Annotated in this window: 22 protein-coding genes and 1 pseudogene; 14 read left to right on the plus strand and 9 right to left on the minus strand. The window is 68.1% G+C overall.

The features are described 5' to 3' along the window. Positions 1-163 precede the first annotated feature (163 nt). Together D575_RS0113145 and D575_RS0113150 are read left to right on the plus strand one after the other, a co-directional pair. Positions 164-619 (plus strand): hypothetical protein, encoded by a 456-nt coding sequence (locus tag D575_RS0113145; RefSeq protein WP_018146383.1) that lies wholly within the window; start codon positions 164-166, stop codon positions 617-619. A 231-nt stretch (positions 620-850) separates the two neighbouring features. Next, positions 851-1825, plus strand: coding sequence for a hypothetical protein (locus tag D575_RS0113150; RefSeq protein WP_018146384.1), 975 nt, complete (start codon positions 851-853; stop codon positions 1823-1825). Between the two features lie 135 nt (positions 1826-1960). On the opposite strand, the gene D575_RS0113155 is transcribed toward D575_RS0113150, so the two are convergent. Continuing rightward, positions 1961-2707, minus strand: a complete 747-nt coding sequence (locus D575_RS0113155) for an RES family NAD+ phosphorylase (RefSeq protein ID WP_018146385.1) — start codon at positions 2705-2707, stop codon at positions 1961-1963. A gap of 12 nt (positions 2708-2719) precedes the next feature. Continuing rightward, positions 2720-3079 (minus strand): MbcA/ParS/Xre antitoxin family protein, encoded by a 360-nt coding sequence (locus D575_RS0113160; RefSeq protein ID WP_018146386.1) that lies wholly within the window; start codon positions 3077-3079, stop codon positions 2720-2722. A gap of 223 nt (positions 3080-3302) precedes the next feature. Between D575_RS0113160 and D575_RS0113165 the strand changes: the two genes are divergently transcribed. Next, on the plus strand, positions 3303-3629 hold the full coding sequence (locus D575_RS0113165) for a DUF3634 family protein (RefSeq protein WP_018146387.1): 327 nt from the start codon (positions 3303-3305) through the stop codon (positions 3627-3629). 23 nt (positions 3630-3652) lie between these two features. Next, positions 3653-3967, plus strand: a pseudogene (locus tag D575_RS14320) (GIY-YIG nuclease family protein); the annotation flags it as partial. A 10-nt stretch (positions 3968-3977) separates the two neighbouring features. On the opposite strand, the gene putP reads toward D575_RS14320, so the two are convergent. The 4 genes from putP to D575_RS0113190 all read right to left on the minus strand — a co-directional run bounded on the left by putP (position 3978) and on the right by D575_RS0113190 (position 10654). After that, positions 3978-5453, minus strand: coding sequence for a sodium/proline symporter PutP (gene putP, locus D575_RS0113175; protein WP_018146389.1), 1476 nt, complete (start codon positions 5451-5453; stop codon positions 3978-3980). Positions 5454-5573: 120 nt separating this feature from the next. Next, a complete protein-coding gene (gene putA / locus D575_RS0113180; RefSeq protein ID WP_018146390.1) occupies positions 5574-9266 on the minus strand; it encodes a bifunctional proline dehydrogenase/L-glutamate gamma-semialdehyde dehydrogenase PutA in 3693 nt (1230 codons plus the stop codon). Between the two features lie 91 nt (positions 9267-9357). Further along, the gene (locus D575_RS0113185; RefSeq protein WP_018146391.1) at positions 9358-10011 is read right to left on the minus strand and encodes a cupin domain-containing protein; all 654 of its coding nucleotides are present in this window, start codon (positions 10009-10011) and stop codon (positions 9358-9360) included. A 73-nt stretch (positions 10012-10084) separates the two neighbouring features. Continuing rightward, a complete protein-coding gene (locus D575_RS0113190; protein ID WP_018146392.1) occupies positions 10085-10654 on the minus strand; it encodes a Spy/CpxP family protein refolding chaperone in 570 nt (189 codons plus the stop codon). A gap of 124 nt (positions 10655-10778) precedes the next feature. Between D575_RS0113190 and D575_RS0113195 the strand changes: the two genes are divergently transcribed. The 9 genes from D575_RS0113195 to D575_RS0113235 all read left to right on the plus strand — a co-directional run bounded on the left by D575_RS0113195 (position 10779) and on the right by D575_RS0113235 (position 21795). Continuing rightward, positions 10779-12140: a GntP family permease gene (locus tag D575_RS0113195; RefSeq protein ID WP_018146393.1), complete on the plus strand. Its 1362-nt coding sequence runs from the start codon at positions 10779-10781 to the stop codon at positions 12138-12140. Positions 12141-12390: 250 nt separating this feature from the next. Then, a complete protein-coding gene (locus tag D575_RS0113200; protein ID WP_081612151.1) occupies positions 12391-13557 on the plus strand; it encodes a glycerate kinase in 1167 nt (388 codons plus the stop codon). Between the two features lie 92 nt (positions 13558-13649). Further along, entirely contained in the window at positions 13650-14756 is a 1107-nt protein-coding gene (locus D575_RS0113205; protein WP_018146395.1) for an alkene reductase, read from the plus strand. Between the two features lie 95 nt (positions 14757-14851). Beyond that, positions 14852-15220, plus strand: coding sequence for a hypothetical protein (locus D575_RS0113210; protein ID WP_018146396.1), 369 nt, complete (start codon positions 14852-14854; stop codon positions 15218-15220). Between the two features lie 77 nt (positions 15221-15297). Continuing rightward, positions 15298-16557 (plus strand): TolC family protein, encoded by a 1260-nt coding sequence (locus tag D575_RS0113215; RefSeq protein ID WP_038032320.1) that lies wholly within the window; start codon positions 15298-15300, stop codon positions 16555-16557. Next, the gene (locus D575_RS0113220) at positions 16554-18143 is read left to right on the plus strand and encodes an efflux RND transporter periplasmic adaptor subunit (protein ID WP_018146398.1); all 1590 of its coding nucleotides are present in this window, start codon (positions 16554-16556) and stop codon (positions 18141-18143) included. The genes D575_RS0113215 and D575_RS0113220 overlap by 4 nt, the downstream gene beginning before the upstream one ends. A 12-nt stretch (positions 18144-18155) precedes the next feature. Beyond that, positions 18156-21236, plus strand: coding sequence for an efflux RND transporter permease subunit (locus D575_RS0113225; RefSeq protein ID WP_018146399.1), 3081 nt, complete (start codon positions 18156-18158; stop codon positions 21234-21236). A gap of 81 nt (positions 21237-21317) precedes the next feature. Then, positions 21318-21551 (plus strand): hypothetical protein, encoded by a 234-nt coding sequence (locus tag D575_RS0113230; RefSeq protein ID WP_018146400.1) that lies wholly within the window; start codon positions 21318-21320, stop codon positions 21549-21551. Continuing rightward, positions 21538-21795 (plus strand): type II toxin-antitoxin system RelE/ParE family toxin, encoded by a 258-nt coding sequence (locus D575_RS0113235; protein ID WP_018146401.1) that lies wholly within the window; start codon positions 21538-21540, stop codon positions 21793-21795. The genes D575_RS0113230 and D575_RS0113235 overlap by 14 nt, the downstream gene beginning before the upstream one ends. A 209-nt stretch (positions 21796-22004) precedes the next feature. Here D575_RS0113235 and parE read toward each other — a convergent pair whose 3' ends face one another. Continuing rightward, positions 22005-23891 carry a DNA topoisomerase IV subunit B gene (parE, locus tag D575_RS0113240; RefSeq protein WP_026182163.1) on the minus strand — a complete coding sequence of 629 codons (1887 nt, stop codon included), beginning with the start codon at positions 23889-23891 and terminating at the stop codon, positions 22005-22007. Positions 23892-24228: 337 nt separating this feature from the next. On the opposite strand from parE, the gene trxA reads away from it, so the two are divergent. Next, complete coding sequence (trxA, locus tag D575_RS0113245; protein WP_018146403.1) at positions 24229-25104, plus strand: thioredoxin; 876 nt, start codon at positions 24229-24231, stop codon at positions 25102-25104. 237 nt (positions 25105-25341) lie between these two features. Here the strand turns inward: trxA and D575_RS0113250 are convergent, their stop codons facing one another. Then, the gene (locus D575_RS0113250) at positions 25342-25743 is read right to left on the minus strand and encodes an OsmC family protein (protein WP_018146404.1); all 402 of its coding nucleotides are present in this window, start codon (positions 25741-25743) and stop codon (positions 25342-25344) included. A 51-nt stretch (positions 25744-25794) separates the two neighbouring features. Then, positions 25795-26508, minus strand: coding sequence for a DsbC family protein (locus D575_RS0113255; RefSeq protein WP_018146405.1), 714 nt, complete (start codon positions 26506-26508; stop codon positions 25795-25797). Positions 26509-26551 lie beyond the last annotated feature (43 nt).

Raw genomic sequence — 26551 nt, forward strand, 5'->3', positions numbered from 1 at the left:
TCTGCGAGGCCTCGCAATGACGAGGTGCTCCGTAGAAGGACGAGGGATGACAGGTCGGGAAACAGCAGCTAGATTGTTGGCGCGACCGATCAATGGGCTCGCGATGTTTCCAGGGAGGGAAACGATGAAAAAGGGATTCTCTAGTTCTGTCCGCGCGGGGCATGTGCGCCCTGCCGCCCCATGCCCCGTTACCCGCCCGCCACCTCGCCGGCTTCTCGCCGCCACGGCCGGGCTGTTCCTGCTGATATTCGGCCTCGCCAGCCCGGCAAGCGCCGACGAGCGGCCCGAGATCCTGAACATCCTGAGTCAGTTCGTCGCATCCAGTACAGCCGCGGCCCGCTGTGACGATATCGATGACGACCAGATGGTCGCGTTTCTGGCCAACCAGCAAATGATCTACCTGCAATCCGTCATGGCGCTGGAGGACCAGCACCCGGAAGCGACGGGAGAACAGATCGCGGCCACCCTGCTGCGTGGCCAGGAAGACATCCAGACCCAGGTAAAGCAGCGCATCGACGAACACGGCTGTGACGATCCGAATGCCCAGGCTCTGATCGAACTGTTTGAGATGCAGGCCGAGTGGCGGCCCGGCCGCTCACCCCGGAATGACACCGAGTAGGACCCGACGGGTTCACTGTCACACGCTGCCACAGGGGACGTGCGCATGTGGATGTTTGCTGGATTCGTCACGCTCATCGGAATGGCGGTGTGGGTCTACCGACGCCGGCTCGAGGATCGATGGGAACGCCGGTCTTCTTCAACACCTGAGCCAGTACCGGGTCACCAACAAGCGCCCCCACTCGGGGACCCGCTCTATAACTATGTCTACCGAGGCCGCCATTCCGCACCCGTGGAGCGCATTGGCTACTACCCGGCACCGGATGTCGAGTTCCGCGTAAAAGTGCGTCGCTGGTGGGATGTGCTGTTCACCACCATAGGGCTTTCGGTGGCCTGCCGCACAGGCAACACCGAATTCGACCGGACCTTCTATTTGGTCGCCGACCAGGCACCGCTCTGCCGGACGCTGAAAGCGTGCGGGACAACGCAGGAGGCCATGCTGCGCATTTACCGTGAGTGCGAAGCCAACGGACTCCGCTTTAGGCAGTTGCGCATACGATGCGAGCGGGTATGGGTCGAGGTCGTGGCGCAAAGACGCCGGAGCCGTAGTCGCCTTTCGGCACCCTTGAAGGCGTTCGTCCCGCTGCTTCGCGAGCTCTCCGAAGCCATGGAATCGGAGATTCCCGAAACCGCTCGTGGGCAGAAAGACCCATTGGCCTGGAAGGCCGTGCTGATCGTCAGCATCAGCTCCGCCATGCTGATCACCGGCTTTCTATTTCTGCACCAGAGAATCTTCTGGCCCCTCCCCGGCCCCATTCGAGCATCGGAGATGGTGTCGCTTTCGATAAGCACGGGCATCGTCGTATTCGCGCTGCTGGCGGCCGTGACCATCGCCTGGCTGGGACGCACCTCCCGTACCCACCTTGTCCTGATCGAACTGGCTTTAGCCGGATTGATCGGCGCTGCCATGACCAGCTACGGGCTTCTTCGGGACGTCAATATGAGTTTTGATCGGTCCTCCGCTCTGGGGCACCCTGTTGAAGTGCGCGACAAGACGGCCGAGCGGGGGCGTGGCTATACCCTTCACTACCTGAAACTTTCTGGGTGGAACGGCCCTCAAGAGAAGCGCGGAATCCGCGTCGATCGCTGGCTATACCACTCCGTTCGAGCAGGTGACCGGCTGCTGCTGGAGGAATACCCGGGCCGCCTCGGCGTTCCCTGGATCCGGCTCGACACCGATCGCTCCGAGATCGCACAGTCTCCATGAGGCACAACAGCCATGCGGGTTCCAGCCCGGACTCCGCAGCACATTCACAGGGAGGGGATCGAGGCCCTGTGGGCGGGTCCGACCGATTGCCACGGCCTCTGCGAGGCCTCGCAATGGCCGGTGTGGGTACGGCTGTCAGGCGGGTAGCGGCAGCCGGCCCTGGTAGTGGAATTGGGTCAGGGGAAAGTCGTGCAGGGCGCCGTCGCGGGGCTTGAGGAAACGGACGTGGTCGGCGGTGAGCTGGCACAGCCAGGGATCCTGGCGCGTGGGTTTGTTGCGGGTAAACGGGCGCGCATTGAAGAGCCCGAGGTTCAGGCCGGCCTCGTGATCGCGGACGGACGGGTATTCGAACAGGTCGATGCCGGCCTCGCGCAGCGCGGCGCCCAGGGCCTGGGTGGCCTGATAGTCGGCGGGATGACGCAACAGGTCCGCGTGTTCAGCGAACGGGGGCTGATGGAGCTGCAAGCCATTCGGGGTCTGGTAGCGTGCGACAAACAGGGTGTGCTGGGTGTCGAGCTTGCGTGGCGGCGGGGTCGCCATGCCATGCCAGAACACAAACCGGTAGTAGGCCGCCTCGGCGAGGACCGTGCGCTCGCGCAGGGCGCCGTAGAACAGGCTGGGTTCGTGGCGACGGCCGAAGCGCGATCCGTGACGTAGCGGCGGGTAGCGAAACGGCGTGGCGAGGAGATAATGCAGCCGTTCGGTGCCCGGACGCCGGGGCGGCTTGGTGGCCTCCAGCATCTCTTCCAGCACGGCCTGGCGGTCGAGCGAGCTGACAATCTGGTTGGTGGCAACCTGCTCCTGGCTCTCCACCAGGCGCAAGACCTCCCCTCTCAGCATGACACGCGGCGCCGCTTCGACCAGGGCATCCCAGTCCGGCATGTCAGGTTGCCCTCATAGCTTGCCGCGGATCGCGTCGAGGTACTCCAGCACCCCCACCAAACCCTGAACCGTGCGGATCTGCTCGGCGGGCACGCCTCCGGTGTGGTGGTTGTGCGTCTGCATCCAGTGTTTCATCGCACCGGCATCCCCGCCGGTGAGGACATAGAGCGCGCGATAGCAGCGAATCAGCAACAGCGCCAGCTCACCCGGCTTGCTGGCCGGATCGATGTTGCCCCGGCTGATGTCCGTACGCCCGCGTCCGACCACCTCGCCCAGCTCCGCCTGGGTCAGGCCCAGCGCCTTCCCGGCATTGACCAGCGCCTCGCGCAGGATATCGGCGCGTTCCGGAGCCAGGGCTTCCGCAGTGTTCATGGCGCGCCTCCAATTCAGTGCATATGGCACATTATATCTCTTATTGCGCACACAGAACATTCTGTTTCCACATCACCGCCCTCCGCCAGCATGCGGAAGTTCAGACCAGCGCCGTCCGGTTGGCGCACACGGGCTCGCATGACCGCACTCGGGTGCTACGATCAGCCCAGTCCATTTGCACAAGGCCCGAGCGCTTCGGGCCCATCCCACTGGAGGGGACGCCATGCTGATCTCGTTGCTGTTGATGATTGCGTTGCTGCTGGTCGCGGGCGCCCTGCTGATCTGGCAGGTCAGCATCATCTTCAGCATCGAGATCGAGGACGGTCATCCGCGGGCCCGCCGCGGTGATCCGCCAAAGACGTTCCAGCACACGGTGCGGGATGTGGCGCGACGCTACGGTATCCAGAAGGGGCGGCTGACCGCGATCCGCCGCCAGAACGGACTGCGCCTGCGCGGCTCGGCCTCCATCCCGAAGGAGGCGCATGCCGAGCTGCAGGCCGCGCTGCAGCGCATCAAGGTGGGCCAAAAGCGCCGCAAGAAGCGCCGTTGAGCCCGGCCGGCCCGGCACACCCCATGACCATGACACCGGCCGTGGCCGCGCCGGAACAGCGCGACGGGACCTGGTACGTCTACCTGCTGGAGTGCCGGGGCGGCCGCATCTACACCGGGATCACGCCGCAGCTGGCGGCGCGCATGGCCGCCCACGCGGCCAGCCGCGGAGCCCGCTTCACCCGCATGCACCGGCCCGTGCAGCTACTGGCAGCCCGGGGTTTTGCCTCGCGCAACGAGGCCTTGCGGGAGGAACACCGGATCAAGCAGACCTCGCCACGGGCCAAGCGAGCCTTGGCCCTCCAGTGGGCCCGGGAGGCCGCCATCGACCGGTTCCCGGGGACCGGGATTACTCCGCCGGGCGCCGCCGCGACTCCTGGAACTGGCGCTGGACCGACTCGGACGGACCGCCGGGCAGCAGGCTGACGACGACGATGGCCACGGTGGCAAAGATGAAGCCCGGCAGCAGCTCGTAGACGTCGAACAGGCCTCCTTCGGCCTGGTTCCAGAGGATGATGGTGACCGCGCCGACCACCATTCCGGCCAGTGCCCCGTTGCGCGTCATCCGCGACCAGTACAGCGCCAGGATGATCACCGGGCCGAAGGCCGCGCCGAACCCGCCCCAGGCGTAGGCCACCAGATCCAGCACCCCGGCCTCCGGCGCCATGGCCAGTAGCAGCGCGACGAGCGAGACCCCCAGCACCGCGGCGCGGCTGATCCACACCAGCTCGGTTGCCCCGGCCTCGCTGCGCAGGATACCGCGATAGAAGTCGTTGGTGATGGCACTGGCGGAGACGATCAGTTGCGAGTCGATGGTGCTCATGATCGCGGCGAGGATCGCCGCCATCAGGATGCCTGCTACCCAGGGATTGAACAGCGCGCGGATCAGCTCGATCAGCACGGTCTCGCCGTCCGCGAGCGGGGCGTCGGCAAAGTAGGCGATCCCCATGTAGCCAGTGGCCACCGCGCCGATCAGGGCCAGGACCATCCAGGTCATGCCGATCAGCGTCGCACGCGGTACATCCCGCTCGGAGCGCAGCGCCATGAAGCGCGCCAGGATATGCGGCTGACCGAAATAGCCCAGACCCCAGGCCAGCAGGGAGAGCATGCCAAGGAAGGTCATACCCTGGAGCACCTGGGCATGGGTCGGGTCCACGGCGGCGACCTCGCTTTGCACGCTGCCCCAGCCGCCGATCAGCACCACCGCGAACATCGGTACCACCAGCAGCGTCAGGAACATCAGGATGCCCTGCAGAAAGTCGGTCCAGCTCACCGCCAGAAAGCCGCCGAGGAAGGTGTAACTGATAATCACGATGGCGCCGACCCACACGGCGGTCTCGTAGTCCATGCCGAACGAGCTCTGGAACAGCAGCCCGCCCCCGACCAGACCGGCCGAGATGTAGAGCGTAAAGAACACCAGGATCACGATCGCGGAGACCACCCGCAGGATACGCGTACGGTCCTCGAAGCGGTTCTCGAGGAAGTCCGGGATGGTCAGCGAGTCCTTCGCAAGCGCGGTGAAGCGCCGCAGGCGCCCGGCCACGAACAGCCAGTTCAGCAGCGCCCCGACCACCAGCCCCACCCCGATCCACAACTCGGACAGCCCGGACACGTAGACCGCACCGGGCAGCCCGAGCAGAAGCCACCCGCTCATGTCCGAGGCCCCGGCACTCAGCGCGGCCACCCCCGGCCCCAGGCGACGTCCGCCGAGCACGTAGTCGCACAGCGTGGTGGTCGTGCGGTAGGCCGCGATCCCGAGGATCAGCATCGCCGCCAGATAGGCGGCAAAGGTCACCAGAGTGGGCATCGGCATATTGATATCCATGGAGCGTCTCCTCGTATCAGGCCGATGGCCCTGTTGCGTTGGTGCTCGGGCGCGTCTCGATCGAGTGTAGATGAGGGTCCGCAGCCCCGTCGGTACGCGTCGTCATTGGGGCGTGATGCCTCATTCCGATCCGTCGGCCGCCGCCAGCAGGCTGGCGTTGCCGCCGGCGGCGGTGGTGTCGATGCACAGGTGGCGCTCGACCACGTAGCGCTCGGGCGCGATGGGGGCGGTCTCCAGCGCGACAATCGCCCCGTCGCGTTGCGCCAGCGCCTGGCGCAGCGCACGGGTCCAGTCACTCGCGCCGGCCGCCGCCACCGCGACCGGACCGTCCAGCGCGGTCAGCGTGCCCGGTTCCACCACGCCATCGATCCCGGCCACAGGCACGCCCGCCCGGTGCAGGGCCCGCACGGCACGTTCGGCGCCCGGGGCCACCATGAGCACCGGGCACCCCGCCCCCAGCGCCTGCACCGCCTGCGCCAGCGCGATCTCCGCACCCGGCCCCAGGCACAGCACCGGGCCGCGGGGATAAAGGCTCAGGCGATTGCTCTCGCCGGTCGGGCCCGGCAGCGTCTGCGGACTCATGTAGAGGGCCGCGGTCTCGGCCAGTGCCTTGCGCGGCAGACCCGTGCGTTCCGACAGCGCGCGGCGCAGTACCTCCATGCGATCCGTGCGCGCGGCCCAGTCACCGGCATCCAGCGCGTCCAGGGCCCGCTGCAGGACCGTGCGCGCGACGCCTTCGCCCCCCGGCTCCGGCGCGGCGGGTACCTCCGCAGGTGTGCCGGGCCGGCGCCCGAAACGGGTCAGGTACAGCGGCCCGCCGGCCTTCGGGCCGGTGCCGGAGAGTCCCTCGCCGCCGAACGGCTGGGAGCCGACGATGGCGCCGATCTGGTTGCGGTTGACGTACTGGTTGCCGACGCGCAGACGCTCCACCACCTGCTGCACGCGATCGTCGATGCGGGTATGCAGGCCGAAGGTCAGGCCGTAGCCGCGGGCATTGATGGCATCCACCACGGCGTCCAGGTCCCGGGCGCGAAAGCGCGCGACATGCAGGACCGGCCCGAACACCTCGCGCTCCAGGGCCTCGATCCCCGGGAGCTGGACGATGGAAGGCGCGACGAAGCGCCCCGCCTCCGGCACCGGAAGCGACTTCACCAGTCGGCCGTTCTCCGCCTGTGCCTTCAGGTAGTCGCGGATATCCGCCTGTGCCTCGGCATCGATCACCGGCGAGACGTCGGTTGCCAGCTGCCAGGGATCGCCGATGGTCAGCGCGTCCATCGCGCCCTGCAGCATCTCCATCAGGCGGTCATGGGCCTCGTCCTGCACATACAGCATGCGCAGCGCCGAGCAGCGCTGGCCGGCCGACTGGAAGGCGGAGGCGAGGATGTCGCGCACCGCCTGTTCGGTCAGCGCGGAGCTGTCGACGATCATCGCGTTCAGCCCGCCGGTCTCGGCGATCAGGACGGCGTCCGGCCCGGCGTTGTCCGCCAGACCGCGATGGATCCGCTGCGCCACCTCGGTGGAGCCGGTAAAGCAGACCCCACTGATACGCGGATCGGCGGTGAGCGGCCCGCCCACTGACGGGCCGTCACCCGGCAGCAACTGCAGGGCGGTCTCCGGCAGGCCGGCCTCGCGCATCAGCTCGACCGCGCGGGTGGCGATCAGCGGGGTCTGCTCGGCCGGCTTGGCCAGCACGGTATTGCCCATCGCCAGGGCCGCGGCGACCTGCCCGGTGAAGATCGCCAACGGGAAGTTCCACGGGCTGATGCAAACGAACACCCCGCGCGGCTCCAGCTCCGCCTCCTGTTCCAGCCGTTCGGCCTCGCCGGCGTAGTAGCGCAGGAAGTCGACCGCCTCGCGCACCTCGGCGATGCCGTCCCAGACGGTCTTGCCGGCCTCGCGGTTAGCCAGCGCGATCAGCTCGGGGGCGTGCGCCTCGTAACGCTCCGCGATGGCACGCAGCAGGTCCGCCCGTGCCGCGACCGGATGCGCCGACCAGTCGACAAACCCCATCAATGCGGCGCGCAGGGCGTGCTCGATCTCCGCCGCCGTGGCCTCGCGCACCTCCCCCACCACGTCGTCGGGATCGGCGGGGGAAACCGCGTCGCGCGGTTCGCCCTGTGGCACATGCCCCGCGGCCAGCATCGGCGCCGCCTGCCAGCGCGTCCGCGCGAAGGCCTCGCGCGCCTCGAGCAGCGGCAGGATGGAGGCGGGTTCGTTGACGCAGTAGCCACGCGAGTTCTGCCGCTGCGGCTGGTAGAGATCGGCCGGGTCGCGAATGGCCGGGTTGGGGATGGCATCGCCGAGGGCATCCAGCTCGGCGAGCGGGTCGCGGGCGATCTCCGCCGGCGGGATCGCACTGTCCACCACCTGGTTGACGAAGGAGCTGTTGGCGCCATTCTCCAGCAGGCGACGCACGAGATAGGCCAGCAGGTCGCGATGCGCGCCCACCGGGGCGTAGATGCGGCAGCGGGTGCCGGCCGTTGCCTTGACGGTGGCGTGCACCGACTCGCCCATGCCGTGCAGGCGCTGGAACTCGAAGCCGTCGCGATCGTCTCCGGCCATGGCCAGCACCGCCGCACAGGTATGCGCGTTGTGGGTGGCGAACTGCGGGTAGATGCGGTCGCGCCGGTCCAGCAGCATCTGCGCGCAGGCGATGTAGCTGACATCGGTATTCACCTTGCGCGTGAACACCGGGAAGTGTTCCACGCCCAGCTCCTGTGCCAGCTTGATCTCGGTATCCCAGTAGGCGCCCTTGACCAGGCGCACCATGATCCGCCGGTCGAGGTGCTCCGCCAGGGCGCAAAGCGCCTCGATCACCGCCGCCGCGCGGCGGCCGTAGGCCTGCACGACCACGCCGAAGCCGTCCCAGCCGGCCAGCTCCGGATCCGCCAGCAGGGCCTCGATCACGTCCAGCGACAGCTCCAGGCGATCCTGCTCCTCGGCGTCGATGTTGAAACCGATTCCGGCGCGCGCTGCCTGCCGGGCCAGTTCCCGCGCCCGCGGCACAAGGTCCGCCATCACCGTCGCGCGGTGGGTGTACTCGTAACGGGGATGCAAGGCGGAGAGCTTGACCGAGATGCCGGGGCTGGAGCGCACGTCGCCCTGCGCCTGCCTCGCGATCTCGGCGATCGCCGTGGCATAGGCCTGATGATAGCGCCGGGCATCGGCATCGGTGCGGGCGGCCTCGCCCAGCATGTCGTAGGAATAGGTATAGCCCTCGCGCTCCATCTCGCGGGCATTGCGCATCCCCTGGGCGATCGTCTCGCCGAGCACGAACTGGCGGCCCAGCAGCTTCATCGACTGCGCCACTGCGGTGCGCACCAGCGGCTCGCCAACGCGGCGGATCAACCCGCGCAATGCGGCGGCCGGGCGCTGCGGGTCGTCGCTCAGCACCTTGCCGGTCAGCATCAGGGCCCAGGTGGAGGTGTTCACCAGCGACGACGAGGAATGCCCGAGGTGGGCGCCCCAGTCAGAGGGCTCGATCTTGTCCTGGATCAACTCGTCGATGGTCTCGGCGTCCGGCACCCGCAGCAGGGCCTCCGCCAGGCACATCAGGCCGACACCCTCCTCGGTGGACAGGCCGTACTCGGCGAGGAAGCTCTCCATCATCGACGGCGACGTCTCGGCACGCACCCGCTCGACGATCCGCGCGCCCTCGGCAGCGATGCGGGCCCGGGCCTCGGCATCCAGCCGGATGGCGGCCCGCAGGTCGCGCAACACGGCCGCCTCGTCGGCCCCGTATGCCGCCCGGATGCGGGCACGATACGGGTCGAGGACAGTGTCCTGGTCCTGCTGGGATTCGGGCTGCTGCATCGGCCTGCTCCGGTGTAAGGGGGTCCCTGTACCCGGCCCGGGCGCCTTCGGTCACCTTACCCTGTGAAAGCGCAGGCCCGGGCGCAGGGCATCACAGGTGACCGGTCTTCACGTAGATCAGCGTCTCCTCCTCCACCCAGGGATCGTGCTGGCTCGAATGCGGGCTGCGGATCCACGTGCCGGCGGGATAGCGTCCGTGCTCGTCGATGAATTCGCCGGACAGCACCAGGATCTCCTCCCCGCCCCAGTGCCGGTGGGGCTGGAAATGCTCCCCCGCCGGCCAGTGCACCAGTGCGGTGTGTTCGGTCCCAAAGCTGTGCAGATGCAGGACGCGCAAGCCGCCGATGCCCGGCTGGAAGGGCGCCGAGTGGGTATCCACCACCACCTTCTCGCGGTCCTCGGGCGCGAACTGCTCCAGCTTCACGAACAACGTGCAGCCCGGATCCGAGTGCGGCATATGGCGGGAACCCGGCGGATTGCGCAGGTAGGTGCCAGCGGGATAGTCACCGGTTTCGTCGGAGAACACGCCGTCCAGTACCAGGATCTCCTCGCCCAGCGCATGCGTGTGCGGCGGGAAGCGGGCTCCGGGCTGGAACTGCACGATGCTGGTGGCGCGGCCCGCTTCCGCCTGTTCGCGCTCCAGCGGCTTGCGCACCACGCCGTCGGCACGGCTGCCGCTCCAGGGCTGCGCCGCCGTCTCCACGACCACCGGCCGGTTCAGATCCAGGTTCAGGGCTCCCGTCATGCGCGCTCCGATCGTCTTTTCAATCGAACACAGCCCCGGCCGGTTAGTTCCGTTCCGGCAAGGGCACGGGCGTTCAGTGGTGGTGACCTTCGTGGCCGTGATGCTCAGGCCCCGGGCGGTCTTCCGCCTCGCCGTGATAACCGCGGGCCTGCCGATAGTGCGCCTTCTGCTCGTCGCTGAGCAATGCGTCCATCTTCAGGTGGTAGGACAGGTGCAGGTGGCGCAGACGGCCGCGCAGCTCGCCGATCGCGACCGTGAGCGTCTCGATGGTCTCGCTGGAGATCCCGCCCTCCGCGAAGCGCGCGTCCAGCTCGCTTTCACGCTCCACGATGCGCCGGCCCAGTTCGCGCGCCTGCTCCCGCATGGTCTCGAACAGCCGCTCGGTCTCGCGGTGTTGTTCGGCCGTCAAGTTCAGTTCCTCGGCCACCTCGAGCACATGCAGCGGGCCCGGATAGCCGTGCAGCTCGGCCGGCAGCGCCATCCCCATGCCGCGCCCTTCGAGGAGGTCCTCGGTCTCCTGTGCGGAGAGTGCCTTGATCTCGCGCTCCTGCAGCCCGGAATACGGATTGGCCGCGGCCGATGCGGACATCACCAGCGCAAGGCTCGCGCCCACCAACCCCGAAAACGCGATAACACGATGCATGAAGGAATCCCCTGGCAAGCAATGGCGTCTGGATTGTAGCGCCCAGACCAATCACGGGACACCGAACCGCTCACGGACGTCTAGACTCCGGATCGATACTCATAAAAAGGCAAAAGGACGCGACATGCTGATTATCGGATTGATTGTGGTCGTCGCCGCGCTGGTGTTCGCCACCGCGAAACTGCGCGTACATCCGTTCCTCGCCCTGCTGATCGCCGCCTTCGCGATGGCACTCATCGGCGGTATCGCGCCGCGCGAGGCGATCAGTGTCATCAACGACGGCTTCGGCAGCACCCTGGGCTACATCGGCATCGTGATCGCCCTGGGCACGATCATCGGGGTCATCCTCGACCGCACCGGCGCGGCCGTGGTGATGGCGGAGGCGATCATCCGCGCGCTGTCCGACCGCTTCCCCACCCTGACGGTCTCGATCATCGGCTACATCGTGTCCATCCCGGTGTTCTGCGACTCCGGCTACGTGATCCTGAACTCGCTGAAGAACGCGCTGGCCAAGACCGCCGGCATCTCGGTGGTGGCCATGAGTGTCGCGCTGGCGACCGGTCTGTTCGCCACGCACAACTTCGTGCCGCCTACCCCCGGCCCGATTGCGGCCGCCAGCAACATCGGCATCGCCGATGCCCTGGGCCTGGTGATCCTGGTCGGGCTGTTCGTCTCGGCCGTAGCGGCCGCGGTGGGCTGGCTGTGGGCCAGCCGCTACGCGCATGCCAATGACGAAGAGCTGCTGGAACCGGACCCGATCAGCGAGGCCACCGGGCAGGAGGTCGAGAGGGAAGAGATCAAGCTGGAGCACCGCCCGACCACGCTGGGCGCGTTCATGCCCATCCTGGCGCCGATCGTGCTGATCTCCATCGGCTCCGTCGCCTTGCTGGCCACCCGCGACACCGAGGCCGGGATATTCGCCAACGCACTGATCTTCCTCGGCACCCCGGTGGTGGCCCTGGCCATCGGCGTGATCTTCGCGCTGCTGCTGATCAAGGGCGCCGGCATCAAGGACCGCTTCCACCAGATGACGGTCGATGCGATCCTGCTGGCGGCCCCGATCATCCTGATCACCGGGGCCGGGGGCGCGTTTGGCAACGTGCTGCGCGAGACGCCGATCGGCGACCAGTTGGGTGACCTGCTGAGCGGCCTGGGCCTGGGCCTGCTGGTGCCGTTCCTGATCGCGGCGGCGCTGAAGTCCGCCCAGGGCTCGTCCACCGTGGCACTGGTCACCGCCTCCAGCATGATCGCGCCGATGCTGGCCTCGCTGGGGCTGGATTCGACCATGGGCATGGTCCTGGCCGTGATGGCCGTGGGTGCCGGTGCGATGACCGTCTCGCACGCCAACGACAGCTTCTTCTGGGTGGTCACCCAGTTCAGCCGCATGAAGGTGTCCACCGCGTACAAGGTGTTCACCACCGCCACGCTGCTACAGGGCATCAGCGCGATGATCACCATCTACATCCTGGGCCTGATCTTTGTCTAGGGGGACGCTGACTAATCTGCACGCTCGCGTTGGTGCCCCCTGTTTCCCGAGACAAGGCGCGTCGTGCAGCGGTTAGTGGTTCTACCCGCAAGCGGCGCAACGCAGCATCGGGGAACAGGGGGCACCAACCCCGGAGGGGCTCAGCCGATTCTGTGCGCTGACGGCGTTGCAGCTCGCTCATGTAGCTCGGCTACACTTCACTCACCGCGCCTTGTCAGCGCGCAGAATCGACTCGAGCGCGAACGTGCAGATTAATCAGCGTCCCCCTGGTCAACTCCGGGTCGTCGTTTGCCCGGACAGCTACAAGGGCAGCCTGGAGGCCGAGGACGTGGCCGCCGCCATGGCCCGCGGGGTGCACGCCGCCCGCCCGGATGCCCGGGTACGCTCCCTGCCCATGGCGGATGGCGGCGAGGGGACGGCGCGGCTGGTCAGCCACACCCTTGGCTGGGCCTGGCACCTGTCGGATGTGACCGGCCCCACCGGCGCCCACCTGAGCGCTGGCTGGGGCTGCGATCACCGCGAGCAGCGGGCCGTGATCGATGTCGCCTCCGCCTGCGGGCTGGACCGGATTCCCGACGACCGGCACGACCCCTGGCAGCTCCACAGCTTCGGTGTCGGCGAACTGATGCGGGCGGCCCTGGACGCCGGCGCCGAACACCTGATGATCGGCCTCGGCGGCAGCGGCACGGTAGATGGCGGCGCGGGCATGCTGGCGGCCCTGGGCGTGCGCTTCCTGGATGCCGAGGGACACGCGCTTGCGCCCCACCCGGCGGGCCTGGCCGATCTGGAACGGGTCGATTTCGACGCACTGGACCCGCGCCTGGCCCGCATCGACATCACCGTGCTCAACGACGTCGACAACCCCCTGACCGGGCCGCATGGCGCGGCGGCGGTATTCGGCCCGCAAAAAGGCCTGAAGGCGGCCGACATCCCGGCGATGGATGGGCATATGGAGCATCTGGCCCGTTGCATTGATGCCGCCGGGCACCTCCATCGTCCCACCGACACCCCGGGCGCCGGCGCCGCCGGCGGACTGGGCTTCGCGCTGGACTGCGTCCTCGGCGGTAGCGCACGCATGGGCGCGGGCTACCTGGCCGAACTCATCGGGCTGGATGCCGCGATCCGCGAGGCCGATCTGGTCATCACCGGCGAGGGCCAGCTGGACGGCCAGACCTCGCACGGCAAGGTGGTAGCAGAAGTCGTGCGCCGCGCCCGGGAACTGCAGGTCCCCGTGGTGGCGATCGCCGGCGCCATCGCCTGCGACGAGGCCGAGATCGGCGCCTTCGGCCTGAGCGACGCCCGCGCCCTGTGCGACGGCAGCATCACCCTGGACCAGGCCCTGGCCCGCCCCGCACACTACATCGCCGAGCGCGCACGTGCCCTGATCGAGGCGGCCGAACCGGGTGTCCGACCGTGAATCAGCGGAGTGCTCCCGTCTGAAAGGAACGTGTTCGGTTGATCCGGGTCCGACTCGCAGCACGGATCGATACGAACCCAAAGGAAGACCCCATGACCAAGCACGATGACGCGCTTTTTCGCCCGTACAGCCTGGGCCCGCTGGAGCTGCCGAACCGGGTGCTGATGTCCCCGCTGACGCGCTCGCGCGCCGGGCAGCCAGGCGACGTGCCCACTGATCTGAACGCCGAGTACTACGCGCAGCGTGCCGGTGCCGGCCTGATCATCAGCGAGGCGACGCAGGTCTCGCCGCAGGGCAAGGGGTATGCGTTCACCCCGGGCATCCACTCGCAGGAGCAGGTGGACGGCTGGCGCAAGGTCACCGAGGCCGTGCATGGCGCCGGGGGACGCATCCAGGCGCAACTGTGGCACGTCGGCCGCATCTCGCGCCCGGAGCTGCAACCCGACGGTCAGAAGCCGGTCGCCCCTTCCGCGATCCAGCCGGAGGGCGCCTATACCTTCATCAGTGCCGAATCCGGCATGGTTGAAGTACTGGAGCCGCGCGCGCTGGAACTCGACGAGTTGCCGGGCATCGTGGAGCAGTATCGCCAGGGCGCGCAGAATGCCAAGGCGGCGGGCTTCGACGGCGTGCAGATCCACGCCGCCAACGGCTACCTGCTGGACCAGTTCATCCGCAGTGGCAGCAACCACCGCACCGACGCCTACGGGGGCTCGGTGGAGAACCGCATCCGCCTGCCGCTGGAGGTGGTGCGCGCGGTGATCGAGATCTGGGGTCCGGAGCGCGTGGGCATCCGCGTGAGCCCGACCGGCAGTTTCAACGGCATGCACGACGCCGACCCGCTGGCGACCTACAGCGCCTTCGCCGAGGCCCTGGACGCCGCCGGCATCGCCTACATCGAGGTGGTGGAGGACTCCTTCCAGGGCAATCACGAAACCGGCCGCCCGGAATCCATCATCGACGCCATCCGCGCGCGCTTCAGCCGAACCTACATCGGCAATGGCGCCTACAGCGCCGACGAGGCCCGCGAGCGCATCGCTGCCGGACGCTGTGACCTGGTCACCTTCGGCCGCCCGTTCATCGCCAACCCGGACCTGCCCGAGCGCTTCCGTCAGGGCGCCCCGCTCAACGAGTGGGACGAAGCCACCTTCTACGGCGGCGACGAACACGGCTACACCGACTACCCGGCGCTATCCGACTGAAACCGGCTCCCGGGAGCCCCCGGGGCGCCATTTACGCAACCCATGCACGCGTGGCGTCTTGCCCTTGTCCTGGACCCGGCGTAGATTGCGGCGCGATGCGCACTGCCAACCGTCATACGTGGCTGCACGCCCTGCTGGTCCTGAGCCTGATGCTGTCCATGCCCCTGCTGCAGGGCGCGGGGCTGCACCTGCACGTGGGCGACGCGCACGACGCATCGCCGCATGCGGCGCACGATTCCGGGCACGCCCACCATCACGACGAGTCGGCCGAGGTCGACCTGACTCCGCAGGCCACTGGCAAGCCGGTAACCGTTATCGATCTGCCCGGCGCGGCGCTGCCAACAACGGCCGGCGACCGGTCCGTGGCGACCCCGCGCGCACCTCCTCGCATCGCGGACCTTACCCACCCCCTTCGCGCATCCCCTCCCTGGCTCGCACCGCCTCTGCGCGGGCCGCCCGCCTGACCCATTGATTCGAACGTAGCGCGCTGACGCCTCCCCGGGGGCGCAGCCTGGATCGTCATCAATGGGGAGTGCTTCCCATGCCGTATTCGGTTTTTGCCTGGTCGGTCGCTGGACTGATCGGACTGCTTTGCATACCCGCTGCGCTCGCGGACTCGGGACGCTGGACCCTGGACCGGGCGGTTGCTCACGGATTGTCCGTGGCCCCCGAGGCCGAAGCCTTCGAACACCGCATTGACGCCCAGCGCGGCGCGCGGGATCAGGCGGGGCGCTGGCCCAACCCGACACTGGAGGCCGAGGCATCGGACCGCATGGGGCTGGAAGACCAGCGCGGCGGTTACGCGCTGAGCGGGATTGCCGTCACCCAGCCGCTCCCGCTATGGGGGCAGATCGGACATCGGCGTGATGCCGCGGCCGCCCGACTCGCCGCGACCGAGGCGCGGGCCCACGCCGAGCGCCTGGAGCTGGAAGGCCACATCGGCGCGGCATTTCATGCCTGGCAGCAGGCGGAGACGGGGCTTGACCTGGCGCGCGAGCGTCTGGACGAGGCCCAGCGCCTGGAGCGCATTGCCCGACTGCGACAGGAACGCGGCGACCTGTCCGAACGCGAGCGGCTGCGCATCGACCTGTTCCGCTCCGAGGCCGTGCGCCAGCTGGAGGCCGCCGAGGGCGAGCGGACCGAGGCCCGCGCCACCCTGGCCGCCTGGCTCGACCGGCACCCCACCGAGCTGGGCACCGCCCCCGCCTTCGACGACCCACCCCCGGCACCCGCCAGGATCGAACCACAGACGGTAGTGGACCAGCACCCCGCCCTGCGGGCCGCGTCCGAACAGCAACAGGCCGCGCAATTGGAGATTGCCCGCGCACGTGCCGCAGGGCGCCCGGATATCGGCATCCGGCTGTTTCAGGAGCGCGACGTGATCGACGGCCGCCGGGAGACCTCCACCGGCGTGGCGCTGCAGCTCGAGCTGCCGCTATGGGACCGCAACCAGGGACGCGTCCGCGAATCCGTGGCGGACCATTACACGCGCCAGACCGAGGTCCGTGCCCTGCGCCGCGACCTGACCCGCCAGGTCGAGATCAGCCGCGTGCACCTGGCGCACCTGCTGGACGAACTCGATCGCCACCGCAACCAGACGCTGGCGCCTGCCCGGCGGGTACGCGACCTGACCTACCGCGGCTACGAGAGCGGCGAAGCCTCTTTACTGGAAGTTCTCGAGGCCTACAACACCCATTTCAACGCGATCGAGCAGGAACAGGATCTGCTCGCCCAGAGCTGGGCGGAGTGGCGCGAACTGCGCATCGCAGCGGGGCTCGGCCTCGTGGAGGACACCCAATGACATACCCGATCACCCACCGGATCGCACGTCTCGTCACCCTGCTGGTTCTGGGCCTGGCGACCGGCCCCATCCTGGCCGAGGACCTCGAGATCACCCACTGGGATGCGGGACTGGAATGGTTCGTGGAGGCCGGGCCCCTGGAGCCCGGGGCCTCGGAGACCTTCCTGGTCCACGCCACCTGGCTGGACGACTTCCGTCCAGTCACCACCGGGGAACTGACCCTGCAGATGCATAACCGCTACGGGGAGGTATTCAGCGAAGCCACTGCCCATCTCGACCGCGAGGGCATCTTCGCCGTCACCCTGCAACTGCCGGAAGCCGGGCGCTATTACCTGACCGGCGTGCACGAAGATGCCGACGGCATCCGCGAAAGCACCCTTGGGCAGGTGACGGTCCCCGGCGGGCACCGCCATGACCACCAGGACGACCATGCGCACCCCGGCGACGAGGGGCACGCCCACGACGAGGATGACCACGGGCACGCGCACGACGACGACGGACATGACGACGAGGGACACGCACACGATGCCGACGACACGATCACCTTCCTCAAGGAGACGCAGTGGCGTATGCGGTTTGCCACGGCCCCAGCCCGTTACGAGCCGTTCGCCGAACGTATCGAGGTCCCCGGGACGATCCGCGAGGTACCCGGCCAACGCACCCGACTGGTCGCACCAGCCAATGGGATCATTACGGCGGACGGGGACTGGCCGGCGCCCGGGCGCGAGGTGCACGCCGGCGACAGCCTGATGCGCCTGGCGGTATTGCCGGACAGCGGCACCTCCAGCGGCCTGGCCCTGGAACTCGCCCGGGCACAGGAACGCCTGACCGCGGCCGAGGCCGACCTGGAACGTCTGACGGGTCTTGCCGAGGAGGGCGTGATCGCCGACAGCCGGGTCGTGGAAGCCCGTCGCGAGCGCAACACCGCGCGGGCCGAACTGGACGACGCCCGCGATCGCCAGGAACGGCTCGACGGCAGCGCCGTTTCCGGGACGCTGGCCCTGCGCGCCCCGGCGGGCGGCCGGGTGGAATCCCTGGATGTCAGCCCCGGGGAGGTCGTACAGGCCGGCCAGCGCCTGGCCAGCGTGCTGGACGGCGAGCATCTGTGGCTGGTGGCGCACCTCTATCCGGCGGATCTGGAACGGGTTACGTCGCTGGCCGACCCGGCCGTGCGCCAACCGGGCAGTCGCGAGTGGCGGACCGTCGGGGGCGAACCGGTGTGGGAAGGCGGTGCCTTCGAGGGCCCGGGGCAGACGCTTCCGGTCGCCTTCGCCCTGGAAGCCGCAGACAACCGATACCGTCCCGGCATGCCGGTAACGATCTCGCTCGCCGCCGGGCCGCCCCGCCATCGCATCACGCTCCCGGTCGGGGCGCTGATCGACGACGATGGCGTGCCGATCGTGGTCGTGCAGACCGGGGGCGAGTCATTCGAGCGACGTCCGGTCCGTACCGGGGCCCGCTCCGCCGGGCGAGTGGAGATCCTCTCCGGCATCGAGGCGGACGAGCGCGTGGTAACCCGGGGCGCCTATGCGGTACTGCTGGCGGGCCGGGATTCCGACGACATTGGCCACGGCCACGCGCACTAAGGGGATGGCGACATGCTGGATCGACTGATTCGATGGTCCCTCGCCAACCGTCTGCTGGTGATGGCCGGGGCCCTGGGCATCCTCCTGCTGGGGGCCTGGCAGGCAAGCCAGGCCCCCATCGACGTGTTCCCCGATCTGACCGCGCCCACCGTGACGGTCATGACCGAGGCCCCCGGCCTGGCCGCCGAGGAGGTGGAACAGCAGGTCAGCTACCTGATCGAGTCCGCGGTGAGCGGCGCATCCGGGGTGCGCCGCGTGCGCTCGCAGTCCGTGGCCGGATTCTCGCTGGTGTGGGTGGAGTTCGAATGGGGCGAGGCGATCTACCAGGCCCGGCAGGTGGTCAACGAACGCCTGGGCCGCGTGCAAACGCAACTGCCCGCGGGAGTCGCCGCCCCGCAGCTGGGGCCGATCAGTTCGGTCATGGGCGAGATCGCCTATCTGGGCGTACGCGACGACGCCCGCGAGGACGGCATGCGCGCCCGCGAGGTCGCGGACTGGGTAGTGGCGCGCCAGCTGGAGGCCATCCCCGGCGTGGCCCAGGTGACCACCCTGGGCGGCCAGGTCCGCCAGTACCAGGTGCAGGTCGCCCCCGAGCGCCTCGCGGCGTTCAACCTGAATCTCGTGGAGGTCCGCGACGCTGTGCAGCAGGCCAGCCGCAATGCGGGCGGCGACCGGTTGAGCGACGGCGGACAGGACTACCTGATCCGTTTTCTCGGTCGCGCCGAACGCCTGGATGAGATCGAACAGGCCGTGGTCGCCGTGCGCGACGACATGCCGATCCTGGTGCGGCATGTCGCGGAGGTCGCGATGGGTCCGGGCATCCCGGTCGGTGATGGCGGCGTGAATGGGCACCCCGGCGTGGTCGTGGCCGTCTCCAAACAGCCGGATGCCGACACCCTCGAACTGACCCGGTCGATCAACGCGACGCTCGCGCGGCTGGAAGCGGGGCTGCCCGAGGGCATCACCCTCGAACCCAACCTGTTCCGTCAGGCCGATTTCATCCAGGCGGCGGTGGCCAACGTCGCCGAGGCCCTGCGCGACGGGGCGATCTTCGTGGTGCTGATCCTGCTGGTGTTCCTGCTGAGCGTACGGATCACGCTGATCTCGGTCCTCGCCATTCCATTGTCGCTGACCATCGCCCTGCTGGCCCTGCAGGCACTGGGCATCACGATCAACACCATGACCCTGGGGGGCATGACCATCGCCATCGGCGCGCTGGTCGATGACGCCATCATCTTCGTGGAGAACATCTATCGCCGCCTGCGCGAGAATGGCGGCGATCGCGATCGCGCCAGCCTGGACGAGACCGTGCGCCAGGCCTGCTCGGAGATGCGCTACCCGGTGGTCTTCTCCACTGTGATCATCATGCTGGTGTTCGCCCCGCTGTTCTTCCTGAGCGGGGTAGAGGGTCGCCTGTTGCAGCCGTTGGGGGTGGCCTACCTGATCGCGATCGCCGCATCGCTGATGGTGGCCCTGACCGTGACGCCGGTGCTCGCCCGCTGGCTGCTGCCCGCGATCGCGCGCCGCAATGCCGGGCGCGAACCGCCGGTGGCCGCCCTGCTGCAACGCGGCTACCGCCCGCTACTGCGCGCCACGCTCCGGTTCCGGCGCAGCATCCTCGCGCTCTCCACCATCCTCGCCGTGGCCACGCTGGCGGCCACGCTGCTGCTGGGGCGATCGTTCCTGCCCGACTTCAACGAGGGCAGCCTGACCATCGAGATGGCCACGCCGCCCGGAACCAGCCTGGAAACCTCGGCGGAGATGGCCGGCCAGGTCGAGCGCTGGCTGTTGGAGCAGGATGCGATCCTGTCCGCCGCCCGCCGCACCGGACGTGCCGAGGGGGCGGAGCATACCCAACCACCCCACCTCAGCGAACTGGATGTCCGTCTGGGCCCGCTACCGCAGGGGAAGGAGGCGTTCCTCGAGGAGCTGCGCGCGGGACTGGCCGCCTTCCCCGGGCAGTTCAACATCGGCCAGCCGATCTCGCACCGCATTGACCACATGCTCACCGGCGTGCGCGCAAACCTGTCGGTGAAGGTCTTTGGCCCCGGGCTGGGCGAGTTGCAGCGTCTGGCGAAGCAGATCGAGGCGACCCTGGAAGGGATCGACGGCATCGTCGACCTGTCGGTCGAGCCCGTCGCGGCGGTGCCCCAGATCCGGCTGCATGCCGACCGCACCGCCCTCGCCCGCTACGGCCTGACCGTGGCGGACGCCGCCGAGACCATCGAGACCGCCTGGCGTGGCGCGCGCGTCGCGCAGATCTTCGAGGGCGAACGACGCTTCGACCTGGTCGTGCGCCTGCCGGCGGAACACCGCGTGATCGACGGCCTGGCGGACATCCCGATCCGCACGCCCACCGGACACCACATCCGTCTGGGTGAGGTCGCCGAACCCCGGATCGAACGCGGCCCCAACCAGATCAATCGGGAGAATACCGAACGCCGCCTGGTGGTCAGTGCGAACGTGGCGGGTCGCGACCTGCATGGCGCCGCCCGCGAGGTCCGCACCGCCATCGGCGAGCAGGTGACGCTGCCCGAGGGGTATCGCGTGGAGCTGGGCGGCCAGTTCGAGGCCGAGGCGCAGGCCACCCGGACCATCGTCATCGTATCCGCCGGCGTCCTGGTCGCAATGCTGCTGGTGCTGCAGCTGGCCCTGCGCTCGCTGACCCTGGTCCTGCTGGTGATGGTCAACATCCCGCTGGCCCTGATCGGCGGGGTAATCGCGGTGTTCGCCATGGGTGGCGTGATGACCATCGCGGCCCTGGTCGGTTTCATCACCCTGTTCGGCATCGCCGTGCGCAATGGCTTGCTGCTGATCAGCCGCTACCAAAGCCTGGCGGCCGAAGACGTGCCGCTGGACGCGGCCGTGGAACGCGGGGCGCTGGAGCGGCTGACCCCGATCCTGATGACCGCACTGACCGCCGCGCTGGCGCTGATCCCGCTGGCCCTGGGCTTGGGCGAGACCGGCACCGAGATCCAGGCCCCGATGGCCATCGTAATCCTCGGCGGCCTGCTCAGCTCCACCGCCCTCAACATGCTGGTGCTGCCAGCCCTGTACCACTGGCTGCGCTCGCGCCCATCGGCGCGGGCCTGACGCTGTTTCGGACCAATCGCTGTGACGTCATGACGTCACAGCGTTATGATGGCGATGGTACCAAGCATCACGGAGGCCCCGATGAACGAGCCAAACAAACGTTCCACCGTCTATTTCGAACCCGACTTGCACCGGGCACTGCGCCTGAAGGCTGCCTCCACGCAATGTTCGGTCTCCGATCTGGTCAATCGTGCCGTGCGCCAGACACTGATCGAGGATCAGGAGGATTTGCAGGCGTTCGAAGATCGCGTCGCAGAGCCAACCATGACCTACGAGGCACTCCTCGACGACCTGAAGGCGCATGGCAAGCTTTGAGGTTGTGGTCCGCAAGTCCGTCGCCAAGGATCTGCGACGGGTTCCCGACAGGGACGTACGCCGCATCCTGGAACGCATCGCTTCGCTGGCAGAGGACCCCCGCCCACTGGGCAGCGAGAAGCTTTCCGCGCAGGAGCGATACCGTGTGCGGCAGGGCGTCTACCGCATCCTCTACGAGATCAGGGACGACCAGCTGATCATCACAGTGGTGAAAATAGGCCACCGCCGTGAGGTCTATCGCTGACCTGACAAGCCGCGACGTTCAGCCCGTCGCCGGGATCGTTCGCGCACATGTGTCGACACGAACTCGACCCTGCAGGGTGCGGTTGAATGCAGCGAAACACACCATTTCCCGCGTCGTGCCAGTCCCTTGATGGGATTCGCTGCGCTCATCCCATCCTACGACCTGCCCGCTCCGTCGACCACGCCAGTGGCGAGGCGCCCCGGGCGCGCTCAGACGGCGACGTCGGCCAGGTGGCCCTTGCCCTCCAGCCAGGAGCGGCGTTCGGAGGCGCGTTTCTTGCCGAGCAGCATATCCATCAGCTGCATGGTGTCGTCGGCGGCGTCGAGGGTGAGCTGCACCAGGCGCCGGGTGTCCGGGTTCATGGTGGTCTCGCGCAGCTGTAGCGGGTTCATCTCGCCCAGCCCCTTGAAACGGGTCACGGAGATCTTGCCCTTCAGTTTTTCTGCCTCGATGCGCTCCAGCACGCCAGCCTTCTCGTCGTCGTCCAGGGCGTAGAAGGTCTGCTTGCCGACGTCCACACGATAAAGCGGCGGCATGGCGATATACACGTGCCCCCGCTCCACCAGCGGCCGGAAGTGCTTCAGGAACAATGCGCACAAGAGCGTGGCGATATGCGCGCCGTCGGAGTCGGCATCGGCCAGGATGCAGACCTTGCCGTAGCGCAGCCCGTCCAGGCTGGCCTGGCCCGGGTCCACGCCCAGGGCCACGGAGATGTCGTGGATCTCCTGCGAGCCGAGCACCTGGTCCGGGTCCACCTCCCAGGAATTCAGGATCTTGCCGCGCAGCGGCATGATCGCCTGGAAATCGCGATCGCGCGCCTGCTTGGCGGAGCCGCCAGCCGAGTCGCCCTCGACCAGGAACAGCTCGGTGCGCTCGAGGTCCTGGCTGGCGCAGTCGGCCAGCTTGCCCGGCAGGGTCGGGCCCTGGGTAATCTTCTTGCGCACCACCTTGCGGCCGGCGCGCTGGCGCTTCTGTGCATTCTGGATCGAGAGTTCGGCGATGCGCTCGCCCTGCTGCGGGTGCTGGTTCAGCCACAGGCTGAAGGCGTCCTTGACCACGCCGGAGACAAACGGCGCAGCCTGGCGCGAGGACAGACGCTCCTTGGTCTGCCCCGCGAACTGCGGGTCCTGCATCTTGAACGACAGCACGCTGGCCACCCGCTCCCAGACATCCTCCGGGGCCAGCTTGATGCCGCGCGGAATCAGGCTGCGAAACTCGCAGAACTCGCGGACCGCTTCGGTCAGGCCGGTGCGCAGGCCGTTCACATGGGTACCACCCTGGGTGGTCGGGATCAGGTTCACGTAGCTCTCGCTGACCACCTCGCCGCCCTCCGGCAGCCAGGTCACGGCCCAGTCGGCGGCCTCGGTCGCCCCGGCAATCGAACCCATGAACGGCTCCTCCGGCAGGCGCTCCAGACCATCCAGGGCCTCCACCAGATAGTCACGCAGCCCGGCGGCGTAGCACCATTCGCAGGCCTCGCCAGTCGTCTCGTCGCGGAAGGTCACGGTCAGGCCCGGGCACAGCACGGCCTTGGCGCGCAGGATGTGCTTGAGCCGGGGCACCGAGAACCGCGGCGAATCGAAGTACTGTGGGTCCGGCCAGAAATGCAGCGTGGTCCCGGTATTGCGCTTGCCGACATCGCCGACCGCCTCCAGGTCCTGCGTCTTGTAACCGCCGGAGAAGGCCATGCGGTACTCGCGCCCGTCACGCTTGATCTGGATCTCCAGCAACTTCGACAGCGCGTTCACCACCGACACGCCAACCCCGTGCAGGCCGCCGGAGAACTGGTAGTTCTTGTCCGAGAACTTCCCGCCCGCGTGCAGGGTGGACAGGATCACCTCGACCCCCGGGCGCTTTTCGCGCGGGTGCAGGTCCACCGGCATGCCGCGGCCGTCGTCGCTGACCGAGACCGAGTCGTCCTTGTGCAGGATCACGTCGATGCGCTTGGCGTGGCCGCTGATCGCCTCGTCCACCGAGTTGTCGATCACCTCCTGCGCCAGGTGGTTGGGGCGAGTGGTGTCGGTGTACATACCCGGGCGCTTGCGCACCGGGTCCAACCCTTCGAGGACCTCGATATCGGATGCGGAATAGCTCACGCAGGAATCCCCTTCATTAATATTGATCACACCCCGTACCGGGCACGGCATCGGTCATCCTGCACCGTCATTGCGAGGAGCCGAAGGCGACGAACAAACCTCCCAACGCAACCCCCGACGTCCGCTCTGGCAAGCGCCGGGGCCGTCCGCAGAGATCGCCACGGCGCTGCGCGCCTCGCGATGACGAGGGTGGTTGGCGTTCGTTGCCGGAGCGACCCCGCGCACCGGACTGTGCGCAGCGTACCAAAGCCTGCGGGGGAAAGGCTGCTTGCAATCCCGGGGGCGATCCCAACAATGCATTGCAGATTTCGTGTTCAAGTGTTCCAGGAGGGTTCCGATGGCAGAAGCCGCAAGCGCAACCGGCGACGATATCCTCGACGTCACGCAGGAAAACTTCCAGCAGGCGGTGCTGGACGAGTCCCACCAGCGCCCGGTGGTCGTGGATTTCTGGGCCGCCTGGTGCGGACCGTGCCAGCAGTTGATGCCGCTACTTCAGCAGCTCGCCACGCAGTACGCCGGCAAGTTCCGCCTGGCCAAGGTCAACAGCGACGAGCAGCAGGCCCTGGCACAGCAATACGGTGTGCGCAGCCTGCCGACCGTCATGATCTTTCGCCACGGCAAGCCGGCGGATCAGTTCATGGGCGTGCAACCGGAGCCGAACATCCGCGCGATGATCGACCAGTACCTGGAGAAGCCCTCCGACAAGCTGATCGAACAGGCGCGCGAGCAGGCCAAGACCGGCGACGTGGACGGCGCCCTGGCGACCCTCGGGGCCGCGCTGGAGGAGGACCCCGACAACGGCGACCTGCGCATCGAGCTGGCGCGCGCCCTGGCCCAGTCCGGCGATCCCGAGGCGGCCGAGACCGAACTCGCCAAACTGCCGCTGGATCAAAGCGAGAAGGAAGAGGCCAAGACCCTGCGCGCCCGCCTGGTGTTTTCCAAGACGGCGGCCGGCGTCGACCCGCAGGCGCTGGCGAAAGAACTGCAGACAGGCGACCCGCGCCCCGAGGCGCTGGAGCAGATGGCCGCCTACGCGATGCTCTCCGGACGCGCCGAGGAGGCGCTGGGGCTTTACCTGCAACTCATGAAGCAGCACCGCGCCTATAACGATGGGGCCGGCCAGCAGGGCCTGCTGGCCGCGTTCAAGGTGCTGGGGGATGACCACCCGCTGGTCGGGCAGTATCGACGGCAGATGGCGTCGCTGCTCTACTGAACAGGGCCCGGTTGCCGGCGCAGCATCCCTCCAACCGGCTACGGCCTCGACCACGCCCCATCGGCCAGAGGCTGGCCTCCTACACGTCGGCACCCCCGGAACCGAGCCCCTTCGGTGATCGGGCCCTGGCCAAGCCCATCGGCCCGAGCTTCCTCCCTGCGGAGGTAACCGCAGGCGCGGGCGGGGGCTTCGCGAGCAAGCTCGCTCCCACAGGGGGCTTCCCACCTGTTGCGCGACCTATTGCCTGGCGACGACCTCGCCGGTGAGTTGGGTGCCGGCGGCAAGGGTGGAGTAGATGGTGCCCTTCTGCACGTTGCGGTGCAGCAGCTCGACCATCTCCTCGTCGGCATCGGTGCCGACCTCGACGCGATACTCGATCTTCGCGATGGCCGGTGGGTCGTCCTGGCGCCAGCCGCGCAACTGGATGGCGATGCTGTCCACCTCCATGCGCAGCATCGGCAGGGCGCGCTGGATGCCGCGCACCATGCAGGCACCGAGTGACGCCAGCAAAAGCTCCGGCGGGCTCAGGGCGTCGTCACGCCCGTCCATGTCGGTGTCCAGGGTGACCTCGGCCTGCTTGGCGTGTGCCAGGCTGCCGTGCGCGTCCACCCGTTCGACGTTCAGCTGATACTCAAGCATGTCATCTCCATCCCGCAGCCGGATCGCAATGCGCGACCCGGCGCCTGGATATCAGTTACTGCCGAGGATGCGCTCGATCACCGCCTGCGGTTCCTGGTAGCCGGACATCTGCTGGCCACTCTCGGTGATCAGCGCCGGGGTGCCGCGCAGCCCAAGTTGCTGGCCCATGGCCATGTGCTGATCCTGCGGCGTGGCGCAGCTGCCGTCGATGTCGTTCAGCTTGTCGCCTTCCTTGGCACGGTCCATCGCGTCTTCGCGGTCATCCGCGCACCAGATGCGATCCATGATCTCCGGAGAATCGCGACCGAGGACCGGGAACATCAGGTAGCGCACCTTGATGCCAGCCGCCAGATACTCCGGCAGGTCCTGGTGGATTTCGCGGCAGTAGGGGCAGTTCGGGTCGGTGAAGATGTTCAGCACACCGCGAGTGTCGCCGTTCGGCGAGTAGGTCACCAGCTCGCTGTCGCCGATGGCGGCGAACATGTCGGCGCGCACCCCGCTGAGCGCGGCCTGGGTCAGGTTCTCGCGGGTTTCCAGATCGACCAGGCTGCCCTGAATCAGATAGCGGCCATCCTCGGACACATAGAGGATATCGGTGCCGTAGCGCACCTCGTAGATGCCAGCCATCGGGGTCTCCCGGATGCTGTCGGCCTCTGCATCCGGAATCACCCGGGCCATGGTTTCCTCGATGGCATCGGTCGCCATGACCGGGGTGCTGAACACGGCCAGGGCCGCGGCAAGGGGAAGAACGCGTTTCAGGAGCATGGATTCTCTCGTGTCAGTACAGAAAGCGGAGCCAGTCTAGCAG

This window comes from Thioalkalivibrio sp. AKL6, assembly GCF_000376905.1.
Classification (GTDB): Bacteria; Pseudomonadota; Gammaproteobacteria; order Ectothiorhodospirales; family Ectothiorhodospiraceae; genus Thioalkalivibrio; species Thioalkalivibrio versutus.